Source organism: Streptomyces katrae (assembly GCF_000966975.1).
Classification (GTDB): Bacteria; Actinomycetota; Actinomycetes; order Streptomycetales; family Streptomycetaceae; genus Streptomyces; species Streptomyces katrae.
Genome location: NZ_JZWV01000707.1, coordinates 1 through 11,452 on the forward strand (window position 1 = coordinate 1; position 11,452 = coordinate 11,452).

8 protein-coding genes and 3 pseudogenes are annotated in these 11,452 nt (G+C 73.4%); 6 read left to right on the forward strand and 5 right to left on the reverse strand.

Translation table 11 applies throughout. The features are described from left to right. The 3 genes and pseudogenes from VR44_RS24715 to VR44_RS24725 all read right to left on the reverse strand — a co-directional run. On the reverse strand, positions 1-847 hold an 847-nt coding region (locus tag VR44_RS24715; protein ID WP_425424531.1), incomplete at its 3' end, for a penicillin acylase family protein. Between the two features lie 101 nt (positions 848-948). Further along, entirely contained in the window at positions 949-1,461 is a 513-nt protein-coding gene (locus VR44_RS24720) for a DinB family protein (protein WP_045949791.1), read from the reverse strand. Between the two features lie 222 nt (positions 1,462-1,683). Then, positions 1,684-2,506 (reverse strand): annotated as a pseudogene (locus VR44_RS24725) (GNAT family N-acetyltransferase). Positions 2,507-2,566: 60 nt separating this feature from the next. Between VR44_RS24725 and VR44_RS24730 the strand changes: the two are divergent. The 6 genes and pseudogenes from VR44_RS24730 (at position 2,567) to VR44_RS48535 (ending at position 10,127) form a co-directional block, all read left to right on the forward strand. Beyond that, positions 2,567-3,019 carry a cupin domain-containing protein gene (locus VR44_RS24730; RefSeq protein WP_245692158.1) on the forward strand — a complete coding sequence of 151 codons (453 nt, stop codon included), beginning with the start codon at positions 2,567-2,569 and terminating at the stop codon, positions 3,017-3,019. Between the two features lie 139 nt (positions 3,020-3,158). Beyond that, positions 3,159-5,406, forward strand: a pseudogene (locus VR44_RS24735) (MMPL family transporter). 27 nt (positions 5,407-5,433) lie between these two features. Next, positions 5,434-5,988, forward strand: a complete 555-nt coding sequence (locus tag VR44_RS24740) for a GNAT family N-acetyltransferase (protein WP_045949792.1) — start codon at positions 5,434-5,436, stop codon at positions 5,986-5,988. A gap of 58 nt (positions 5,989-6,046) precedes the next feature. Next, on the forward strand, positions 6,047-6,634 hold the full coding sequence (locus VR44_RS24745) for a hypothetical protein (protein ID WP_045949793.1): 588 nt from the start codon (positions 6,047-6,049) through the stop codon (positions 6,632-6,634). 158 nt (positions 6,635-6,792) lie between these two features. After that, complete coding sequence (locus VR44_RS45265; RefSeq protein WP_157880396.1) at positions 6,793-6,990, forward strand: hypothetical protein; 198 nt, start codon at positions 6,793-6,795, stop codon at positions 6,988-6,990. A gap of 80 nt (positions 6,991-7,070) precedes the next feature. Next, positions 7,071-10,127, forward strand: coding sequence for a helix-turn-helix transcriptional regulator (locus VR44_RS48535; protein ID WP_094191887.1), 3,057 nt, complete (start codon positions 7,071-7,073; stop codon positions 10,125-10,127). Positions 10,128-10,220: 93 nt separating this feature from the next. Here the strand turns inward: VR44_RS48535 and VR44_RS49200 are convergent. Then, a pseudogene (locus VR44_RS49200) lies at positions 10,221-10,298 on the reverse strand (DUF6191 domain-containing protein); the annotation flags it as partial. Positions 10,299-10,349: 51 nt separating this feature from the next. Continuing rightward, on the reverse strand, positions 10,350-11,452 hold a 1,103-nt coding region (locus VR44_RS24755), incomplete at its 5' end, for a PQQ-dependent sugar dehydrogenase (protein ID WP_045949796.1).

An 11,452-nucleotide genomic window follows, 5' to 3' on the forward strand; every position in this document is an offset into this window, starting at 1 on the left:
GAGATGTGTATAAGAGACAGGGTTCCCACTCGCCGTCGGGGCCCAGCGCCTCGACGCCGTAGGCCGCGGGGCGCAGCCGCTCGGTGTAGAGGTCCTGGTAGTCGGCCATGGCGTTGGTGATGGCCCAGGCGACGGAGCCGGCGTGGCCGAAGTGGGCCAGGCCGGGGACGCCGGGGACGGCCAGGCCGAGGACGTCGTACTCGGGGCAGGCCAGGCGGATCTGCTGGTAGACGCCCGGGTCCTCGATGAACCGGTGCGGGTCGCCCGCGATGATCGCCGCGCCGGTGGCGGTGCGGTCGCCCGGGACCAGCCAGCCGTTGCTGCCGGCGGTGCCGGGGCCGTCGGTGGCGAAGAGGGTGGTCGCCGCGTCGCCGAGGGCGCGGGCGACGCGGTCGCGCCAGAGCTTGGTCGCGAAGCCCGCGAACAGGATGTGCGTGCCGATCCAGATCGAGAGCGGGACCCACGGCTCCCAGGGGGCCGGGGTGTGGCCGGCGGCGGCGAAGCGGTCGTCGCGGGCCGGGCCCTCGGCCAGGCCCGCGTTGACCCCGTCGACGTACGCGGCGACCCAGGCGGCGGTGTCCGGGTCCAGGGCCTCGAAGCAGCGGCGGGCGGTGTCGTCGAGGCGGGCCTGGCGGGCGAAGCGGTCCCAGGGGACGCAGTCGGCCCCCAGGAACGAGGCGCTGGAGCCCTGGGCGCGGTGCCGCTCCACCTCCAGCTGCCAGGCCCGGTCCCGGACGGTGACGCGGCCCTGCGCATAGGAGAGGCGGAGCGGGTCGGACGCGCGCAGATGCGGTATGCCCCAGCTGTCGCGGTAGACCTCGTAGGCCTCGGTGGTCACAGCGCTCACGCTCTTCCCCCAGTGTCTTAGGTTAGGCTGGCCTAACTATAAGGGGGTCTGAGGGGGTGTCGGCCGCCGGGTCGTCTCCGCGAGGGACGGCCCCGGGCCGGTCAGGCGCCCACGGTGCCGTCGATCGCCTCCCGGAGGAAGTCCGCGTGGCCGTTGTGGCGGGCGTACTCGTGGATCATGTGGAGCATGACGAGGCGCAGCGAGGCCTCCTCCTCCCACCTCGGCACGTACACCGTCACGTCCAGCGACTCGGCGGCGGCCTCGACGGCACGGGAGTGCGCCACCTCCGCCTCCCACGCGGCGAAGGCCTCGGCGCGGGTCGCGCCGGAGGCGTCGTAGGCGGCCTGGAAGTCGCGGCTGTCCGACCACAGGTGGGGGACCTCCGCGTCCCCGCCGATCGTGCGGCGGAACCACTGGCGCTCCACCTCCGCCATGTGCCGGACCAGGCCCAGCAGGGAGAGGGTGGAGGGCGGGGAGGCCTGGCGGCGCAGCTCTTCGTCGGTGAGCCCGTCGCACTTCCAGGCGAGGGTGGCCCGGTGGAAGTCGAGGAAGGCCCGGAGGGTCTCGCGTTCGTCCCCGGTCAGGGGCGGGCCGATGCGTTCGGTGGTGTCCATGGCGCGATCTTGCCGCTCTTTCGGCAGCTCGGGAACCGATTTCACGCCCAACTGCCGGTCGCCGGTCGCCGGTCGTGGAACGCCGGTCGTGGGTCGCCAGGTCGGGCGGTCGGCCTGTCGCAGGTCGCAGGTCGCGGGGCGCGGGTTCGCCGGGGGCCGGTGTCCCCGGCCGGGCGGTGCCCCGCCGGGGACACCGGCCCCCGGCGGGGCGCCGTACGTCCCTCAGCCCTGCCAGATGTAGGGGACGGTGACGCCGAGCACCCCGAAGCCCAGCCGCTCCAGGATCGGCCGGCTGTCGTCCATGGCGTCGACCTGGAGGTAAGGGATCCCCCGCTCGGCCGCGATCCTGGCGCGGTGCGCCACCAGCAGCCGGTAGATGCCCCGGCCCCGCCAGTCCGGGTCCGTGCCGCCGCCCCACAGGCCGGCGAAGTCGCTGCCCGCCCGGATCTCCAACCGGGCCGAGCTGACCGGGACCTCCCCGGCCATCGCCACCACGACCTCGATCGAATCCGGGTCCTCGCGCAGCTCGGCGAGCACGGCCTGCTTGATCCGGGGCCGCTCGACACCGAAGGCCCGGTCGTGCGCGGCCATCATCAGGTCAACGCCCGCCTCGTCCGTCACCCGCAGCAGGGTGATCCCCTCCGGCGGCTCCACCGGCAGGGCGGCCAGGTCGGCGGTCCGGCCCACCATCAGCGTCTCGGCCGGCTCCGGGACGAAGCCCGCCGCGCGCAGCCGGTCGCCCAGGTCGGCAGGGCGGTCGTGCGTGTACAGCTTCCACTCGAACCCCGGCCCGCCCTCCGCCGGCCCGCCCTCCGCCGGCCCGCGCGCGCCGAAGTGCGCCACCGCGCGCGCCGAAGTGCGCCACCTGCGCCGCGATCTCCGCGTCCGCCGTGTCCTCGTCGAGGTCCGACCACAGCACCCCGCTCCAGCCGGGGACGCTCATCCGCACGACCCGGCCCACCCGCTCCACGTCCGGGCCCTGCGCACCGCGCCGCACCTCGGCGTCGTAGTGGTCGCGCACCTTCAGGAGTTCATCAAGATCCATCGTCATGCGCGCAGCTCATCAGCTGATCCTCCACCCCCACAAGTGCAATAACCTCGCCTGGTGAACGACGAGCACACCATCTACACCGGCAAGGCCACCCCCGACGCCGCCGCCGACCGCGGCTGGCTCCTGGGCCACTTCAAGGCGCCGGGCGACCCCCGCCACAGCGAGGACGTCGAGATCAAATGGGGGGTCCACCCCAAGGGCGAGGCACGCGAACGCTGGGTCACCGGCGAACGGCGCACCGCCCTCCAGGTGCTCATCAGCGGCCGCTTCCGGCTGGAGTTCCCCGGCCGCACCGTCGTCCTCGCCGAACAGGGCGACTACGTCGTCTGGGGCCGCGGCGTCGACCACTCCTGGTACGCGGAGGAGGACACCGTCGTCCTCACCGTCCGCTGGCCCTCCGTCCCGGGCTACCGGGCCGACGCACCCGCCGACGGCCAGGCCTGTGACGATGCACACGAAACAGACCAACGATCACGAAACGCTGAGATCGTGTCGAACGAGGTGTAAACCCAAGCACCCTGGCCGCCCCCGGCGGCCGGACCTTTCACAAGTTCACGACTCACCAGTCCACGACTTCACGAGTTCAAGCGTTCTTTGCGTCGGGCCGACTCCCGCTGAAGATCCGAACCACCAGGGAGCACGTCCGTTGGCAGCAATCGCACGGTGGTGCATGCGGCACCGGCTGGTCACCGTCCTGATCTGGCTGCTCGCCCTCGGCGCGACCGGCGCCGCGGCCACCGCCACCGGGACGGCGTTCTCCAACGACTACGAGGTCCCCGGCACCGAGTCGAACAAGGCCAACGTCCTCCTGCGCGACGGCTTTCACGGCCAGGGCGGCGACACCGACACCGTCGTCTGGCGGACCCCGGACCACCAGACCGCACGGACCCCCGACGTCGAACGCCGCATGACCCGAACGCCGCATGACCCGGGCCCTGGACGCCATCGCCGCCCTCCCCGGCGTCGGCTCCGTCACCGGCCCCTACGGAACCGGCCCCGCCGGCGATGCCCAGATCAGCCCCGACGGCCGCACCGCCTACGCCGTGGTCACCTTCGACCGGCAGGCCGACTCCGTACCCAAGGCCCAGGCCCAGGCCGTCGTCGAAGCGGCGAAGAACCCCGCCACCGAGACCGACGGCCTCCAGGTCGAACTCGGCGGCCGTGCCATCGGCCTGACCGAGGCCCCCAGCCCCCACCTCGCCGAGGTCATCGGCGTCGCCATCGCCGCCGTCGTCCTCTTCCTCGCCTTCGGCTCCCTCGCCGCCAGCCTGCTGCCCATCGCCACCGCCCTCGTCAGCGTCGGCAGCGCCTATTTCGGCATCACCCTCCTCGGGCACGCCATGGCCGTCGCCGACTTCGCCCCGATGCTCGGCACCCTCGTCGGTCTCGGCGTCGGCATCGACTACGCCCTCTTCATCGTCACCCGGCACCGCAAGGGCCTGGCCCGCGGTCTCACCGTCGAGGAAGCCGCCGAGAACGCCGTCGCCACCACCGGCCGGGCCGTCGTCTTCGCCGGGGCCACCGTCTGCATCGCCCTCCTCGGCATGCTGGTGCTGCGCCTGGGCTTCCTCAACGGCGTCGCGATAGCCGCCTCCCTCACGGTGGTCCTCACCGTCGCGGCCTCCGTCACCCTGCTCCCCGCCCTCCTCTCGTACATCGGGGTGCGGGCCCTGTCCCGCCGAGAACGCCGCAGGCTCGCCGCCGAAGGCCCCCGGCCCGACACCCCCACCGGCTTCGCGGCCCGCTGGTCGGCCTTCGTCGAACGCCACCCCAAACTCCTCGGCCTGGTCGCCGCCCTCGTCATGGCGGTCCTCGCCCTGCCCACCCTCTCGCTCCACCTCGGCACCTCCGACCAGGGCAACAACCCGGCCACCTCCACCACCCGCAAGGCCTACGACCTGCTGGCCGACGGCTTCGGCCCGGGCGTGAACGGCCCGCTCACGGTCGTCGCCCGGCTCGACGGCGCCGGTGACCGCGTCGCCGTCCAGCGACTGGCCGACGCCCTGCGCACCACCCACGGCGTCGCCTCCACGGGCCCGGCCGTCTTCAACCGCAGCGGGGACACCGCGGTCCTGACGGTCGTCCCGGACTCCGCCCCGCAGTCCCGGGCCACGAGCGCACTCGTCGACCGCCTCCGCGAGGACGTCATCCCGCGCGCCGGACACGGCAGCACCATGAAGGCCCACGTCGGCGGGGTCACCGCCGGCTACGACGACTTCGCCGAAGTGATCGTCGGCAAGCTGCCGCTCTTCGTCGGCGTGGTCATCGCCCTCGGCTGCCTGCTCCTGCTGCTCGCCTTCCGCTCCTTCGGCATCCCGCTCAAGGCGGCCGCCATGAACGTCGCCGCCGTCGCCTCCTCCTTCGGCGTCGTCGTCGTGATCTTCCAGTGGGGCTGGGGGAGCGAGCCGCTGGGCCTGGGCAGCGCAGGCCCCATCGAACCCTTCCTCCCGGTGATCATGGTCTCGGTGCTCTTCGGGCTCTCCATGGACTACCAGGTCTTCCTCGTCAGCCGGATGTACGAGGAGTGGCTGGAGACCGGCGACAACCGGCGGGCCGTGCGCGTGGGCCTCGCCGAGACCAGCCGCGTGATCAACTCGGCGGCCGTCATCATGATCTCGGTCTTCCTCGCCTTCGTGCTCAGCGGGGACCGGATCATCGCCATGTTCGGCATCGCGCTCGCCGTCGCCGTCGCCCTCGACGCCTTCGTCCTGCGCACCCTGCTCGTCCCCGCACTCATGCACCTGCTGGGCGGGGCCAACTGGTGGCTCCCCGCCTGGCTGGAGCGCAGGCTGCCCCGGATCAGCATCGAACCCCCGGAATGCCGCCCCTGTGCCACACTTCCGGCGCAGCGGCCGGACGCGGACCACGCGGCCCCGGCCGGGCTGCCCCGCTGACCGCTCACCAACCACGAGGAAGCACGCATGTTCTCGATAGACCTGGCCGACGACGCCCAGCTCTTCCCCCTGGAGGTCTGGCACGCGGAGGAGTTCCTCGCGCACATCGACCGCGGCCGGGAGTTCATCGGGCAGTTCATCGGCTTCCCCGACCGCGCCACCGACCTGGAGTCGGCCCGGCAGCTGCTGCGCTCCAACGCCGAGAAGGCCGCCGCCGACGGCCGCCGCCTCTACGGCATCCGGGCCGGCGGCACCCTCGTCGGCGGGGTCCTCTTCGCGGACTTCGACGCCGCCGCGGGCAACTGCGAGGTCGGCTGCTGGATGGAACCCGCGGGCACCGGCCGGGGCCTGGTCACCAAGGCCTGCCGGGTGCTCATCGACTGGGCCTTCGACGTCCGCGGCATGCACCGCGCCGAATGGCACGTGGCCGGCGGCAACGAGAAGAGCATCGCCGTCGCCCGGCGCCTCGGCTTCACCCGCGAGGGCGTCCTGCGGCAGAGCCACCTGCACCGCGGCGTCCGCCAGGACATCGAGGTCTGGTCGCTCCTCGCCGACGAGTGGGCCGCCGCCCGCACCGCGTAGCCCCCGCGCCACGAGGGCTCTCAGGAGCCTCTCAGAAACGCCGCCTACGGTGCGCGCCATGGACACCACCAAGACCGCCGACCCGACCGCCCCCGAGGCGGACGCCGCCGAGGACAAGCCGGACACCGGCACCCCGGCCGAGCCCGAGGCCCCCACCGACGCCCCCGCCCCCGCCACGGACGCCTCCGACGCCGTGGCGGACGAGGAGCCCGAGGACCTCGACGAGGCGGACACCTTCCCCGAGCGGCCCACCGGCGTCGGCTCCGCGGCCTCCGCCGTCACCGCCGCCGGCCTCGGACTCGTCGCCCTCAGCGGCAGCTGGGTCGCCCGGGTGATCGGCGAGCGCCAGACCCTCATCGGCCAGATCGAGTCGGCCAACGCCACCACCGCCAAGGAGAAGATCGCCGCCCTGTACGGCGACGCCTGGCACATGACCGCCCTCGTCAACGGCCTCCTCTCCGCCCTCGCCCTCCTCCTCGCCGCCGTCGTCCTCGCCGCCCCCGCCTTCGGCGCCCCCGGCCGGGCCCACCCCACCTGGGTCCGCTCCGTGTCCTGGGCCGCCGTCGCACTCGGCGTCCTCGGCGTCCTGCTCTTCGCGCTCATGTACTTCGACCTCCTCGTACCCCTCCCGACGGCCTCCGAATAGGCACCGCCTTACCCATGTCTTAGGCCGCCCCCGGGCGGCTCAAGGCCCCCTCAGGGCCCCGGGTCCCAGGTCTAAGGACCCCGGCGGGACAGAGATGGGGCATGCGCCTCATGTGCCGCACCCCTCTGGGAAGCGAATCTTGGATCACACCGAACGAGGTGCCCGAGAAAGCAACCAGGGAGAACGAGATGTTCGAGTACGAGATCGCCACCGCCCGCCGCGCCGACCTCATCCGCGAGGCCGACCGGTACCGGATCGCCCGCGAGGCCAAGAAGGCCTCCCGCACCTCCTCTCGCGGCCAGGAACGCGAGAGGCAGGTGAGCCGCCACCGGAGCCTCTTCACCCGCGCCGCGTAACCCGCGCCACGCACCACGTGGAATGACGCGAGATGACGAGCGCACCGATAACGACTGCCGCCCGACCGGACCCGTGTGCGATGCTCAGCGGCGTGGAAACCAGATCTGTCAGCCCGGTGTTCGTCGGCCGAGCCGACGAACTGGCCGTACTCGTCGACGCCCTGGCCCGCGCCGCGGACCAGGAGCCCCAGGCCCTCCTCGTCGGAGGTGAGGCCGGAGTCGGAAAAACCCGGCTGACCGAGGAGTTCCTCGGCGAGGCCGCCCGCCGCGGAGCGGTGGTGGCCGTCGGAGGCTGTGTGGAGATCGGGGCGGAGGGCCTTCCCTTCGCCCCTTTCTCGACCGCCCTGCGCACCCTGCTCCGCCTGCTCCCCGGCGAACTCGCCGCCGCGGCCGCCGGCCAGGAGGACGAACTCGCCCGCATCCTCCCCGAACTCGGCGAAACCCCCCGCGGCCCCCACGACGAGGAGAGCACGGCCCGCCTCTTCGAACTGACGGCCCGGATGCTGGAACGCCTCGCCGCCGACCGCACCGTCGTCCTCGTCCTGGAGGACCTGCACTGGGCGGACACCTCCACCCGGCACCTGCTCGCCTACCTCTTCCGCGCCCTCGGCCGGGGCCGCCTCGTCCTCGTCGCCACCTACCGCGCCGACGACATCCACCGCCGCCACCCGCTGCGCCCCCTGCTCGCCGAACTCGACCGGCTCCGCACCGTCCAGCGCATCGAACTGGCCCGCTTCAACCGGGGCGAAGTACGCCGCCAGCTCGCCGGGATCCTCGCCTCCCAGCCCGACGAGGCCTTCGTCGACTCCGTCTTCGAACGCTCCGACGGAAACGCCTTCTTCGTCGAGGAACTCGTCGCCTCCCACGAGAGCGGCTGCCGCACCGGGCTCACCGAATCCCTGCGCGACCTGCTCCTGGTCCGCGTCGAGGTCCTGCCCGACGCCGCACAGCGCGTGGTCCGCATCGTCGCCGAGGGCGGCTCCACCGTCGAATACCCGCTCCTGCTCGCCGTCTCCCGCCTCGGCGAGGACGAGCTGATCGAGGCCCTGCGCGCCGCCGTCGGCGCCAACATCCTCCTCGCCACCGCCGACGGCGACGGATACCGCTTCCGCCACTCCCTGGTCCGCGAGGCGGTCAGCGACGACCTCCTGCCCGGCGAACGCGCCCGCGTCAACCGCCGCTACGCCGAGGCCCTGGAGGCCGACGAGACCCTGATCCGCGCCGAGGAACGCGTCATCCGGCTGGCCAACTACTGGTACGCCGCCAACGACCCCGCCAAGGCCCTGCCCGCCGTCCTCGCCGCCTCCATCACCGCCCGCCGCCGGCACGCCTACTCCGAACAGCTCAGCCTGCTCGAACGGGCCATGGACCTGTGGGAGAGCGCCCCCGACGAGGTACGGGAGGCACTGCGCCCCGCCGACTACACCGAGGTCTACCCGCCCTGCGGCTGCGACCCGGCCAGCACCCCGCTCCAGCGAGTCGACCTCCTCGCCGAGGCCACCGTCGCCGCCCGCTACGGCGGCGAACGCGAACGGGCCCTGAAGCTCACCAAACTGGCCCTGCGCATCCTCGACGAGGACGGCGGCGACCCGCTGCGCGCCGCCTGGTTCTGGACCGAGCGCTCCCGCCTCATCGCCAACCTCGGACGCGGCGACGGCTGGCAGGAGATCGCCACCGCCCAGGAACTCGTCAAGGGGCTGCCCCCGTCCCAGGTGCACGCCGACGTCCTCGTCCGGGTGGCGGGCTGGGGCATGCTCCACAACCCGGGCCCCGGCAACCTCGCCGCCGCCGAACGGGCCGTGGAGTACGCCCGCATGATCGGCGCCGAGGAGACCGAGCTCAACGCCCGGATCACCTACGGCTGCCTGCTCATGGACTCCGGCGACGGCGCCACCGGCCTCGCAGAGCTCCACGAGGTCAAGGACCGTGCCATCGCACGCGGGTTCACCGTCGTAGCGGGCCGCGCCCATATCAACATCACCTCCCAACTCGAATCCATGGGCCGGTCACGCGCCATGGGCCGGTCCCGCGAAGCCGTGGAACTGGCCGAACAAGGGGTCCAACTCGTCAGCAAGGCCCGGCTCCTGGACACCGAGGCCTGGGTCCGCGGGAACATGGCGGAGAGCCTGTACAGCCTCGGCCGCTGGGACGAGGCGGCCGAAGCGGCCCGGCGCACCCTGCACGTGGGCCACGGCGCCGCCCCCCGCGGCTCCGCCTCCGCCCGCCTGGCCTACCTGGCCCTCGCCCGCGGAGAACTCACCGAGGCCGCGGCCCAGCTCGCCGCCGCCCACGCCCACTTCGGCACCCACGACAGCCAGCCCCAGCACCGGATACCGCTCTTCCGGCTGGCCATCGGCGTGGCCGAGGGCGAGGGCCGCCTCGCCGACGTCCGGACCGAGACGGCGCAGGCCATCGCCTACGGTTTCCCGCTCGGCCAGCACCGCTACGCCTGGCCCCTGCTCCTCGCCTCCGCCACCGCCGAAGCCGACGCCCGCGGCCTGCCCGGCACCGAGGAAGGCCGCGCCGCCGCCCTGGAGGCCCTGCGCACCGCCGCCCGCACCCTGGCCACCCCGGCCCCCCTGTGGAGCGCCCACTCCGAGTACCTGAGGGCCGAGCTGCTGCGCGCCGAGGGCCGCGACACCGTCGCCGACTGGACAGCGGTCGAGACGGCCGTCAGCCCCCTGGAACGCCCCTACCTGCTGGCCCGCGTCCGCCACCGGCTCGCCGAGGCCCTGCTGGGCTCCGGCGGAGACCGTGACACGGCCGCCGGCCTGCTCCGCGACGCCCACGCCACCGCCGACCGGCTGGGTTCGAGAAGGCTCCGCGAGGACCTGGCCCTGCTGGCCCAGCGCGCCAGGATCCCGCTGACCCCCGACGAGACCCGTCCGGCCGCACCGGCCCCGGACACCGACCCGATCGAGGCCCTGGGACTCACCAGCCGGGAACGGGACGTCCTGCGCCTGGTCGCCACGGGCAGCACCAACCGCCAGATCGCGGAGGAGCTGTTCATCTCCCCGAAGACGGCCAGCGTGCACGTCTCGAACATCCTGGCCAAGCTGGGCGTCGCCGGCCGGGGCGAGGCCGCGGCCCTCGCCCACCGGCTGCGCCTGTTCACCGCCCCGGCGCCACAGCCCTAGGTCCGCGGCCGGCCGCGGGCCAGCGGCCCGGCGTATGAGCACCGAGCCCGAGTCGAGGTCTATCGGACCCCGTCCCGGATCGCCGTCACCGACGTCGGTCCGGGACAGCTCCAGCCGCTTCTTCTCCTCGTCCGTGTGCCGCCGCCCCGGGTTGAACAACTCCTCGATCATGTTGAACACCGTGCCCACCGTGCCTTCCGCCCCCCACCGGGGCTCCGTCGGTCACCGCACCGTCAGACTCAGGATCCTGTCGTCACCGGCCTGTGGCGACCCACGGCCGTCCGTCTCGCTCGTGACCAGCAGCAGTCTGTCCCCGCCGAGCGCCACCACCGTCCGCAGCCGCCCGTACTTCCCCGTCAGGAACGCCTCAGGCTCCGCCGCCGGCACGGCCCCCTTCAGCGGGATCCGCCACAGCCGCTCGCCCTTCAGCGAGGCCATCCAGATCGAACCCTCCGCCCAGGCGATCCCGCTCGGCGAGGCCTCGTCCGTCTTCCAGACGGCCACCGGATCCCGGAAGCCCGCCTTGCCGCCCTTCCCCTCCACCTCCGGCCAGCCGTAGTTGCCGCCCGGCTCGATGAGGTTCAGCTCGTCCCAGGAGTGCTGCCCGAACTCGGACGCCCACAGGCGCTTGTCCCCGTCCCAGGCGAGGCCCTGCACATTGCGGTGCCCCCAGGAGTAGACGACCGAGTCCGCCTCCGGATTCCCGTGCACCGGCTTCCCGTCGGGGGTCATCCGCAGGATCTTCCCGCCCAGCGACTTCCTGTCCTGCGCCAGCGCCGTGTTCCCCGTCTCGCCCGTCCCGGCGTAGAGCATCCCGTCCGGGCCGAAGGCGATCCGCCCGCCGTTGTGCACGAGCCCCTTGGGAATGCCCCTCAGCACCGTGTCCGGCGCCCCCAGCTGCTGCCCCGGCGGTCTCTGCTCGTCGTACCGCATCCGGGCGATGCGATTGTCGGACTCCGTCGTGAAGTACGCGTACACCAGCCGGTCCGACGCGAAGTGCGGGGACAGCGCGAGCCCCAGCAGCCCGCCCTCCCCGCCGGGAGCCACCCCGGGCACCCGCCCGATCTGCGTCACCTCGCCGGTATCCGTCCGGACCCTGCTGATCGTGCCCTTGTCCCGGGAGGCCACCAGCAGGTCACCGCCGGGCAGCGGGGCCACGCCCCACGGGGAGTCCAGCCCCTTCGCCACCTCACCCGTGACCGTCACGGACCCCTTGGCGGGCGGCGCCGACGCCCCCGCCCCCGGAGCGGCCCCCGCGGAAGCCGCCGCCGGCGACCCCGGCGGGGAGCCCCCCGCCCCGGACGGCGCCCCGCCCGAGGGGGAAC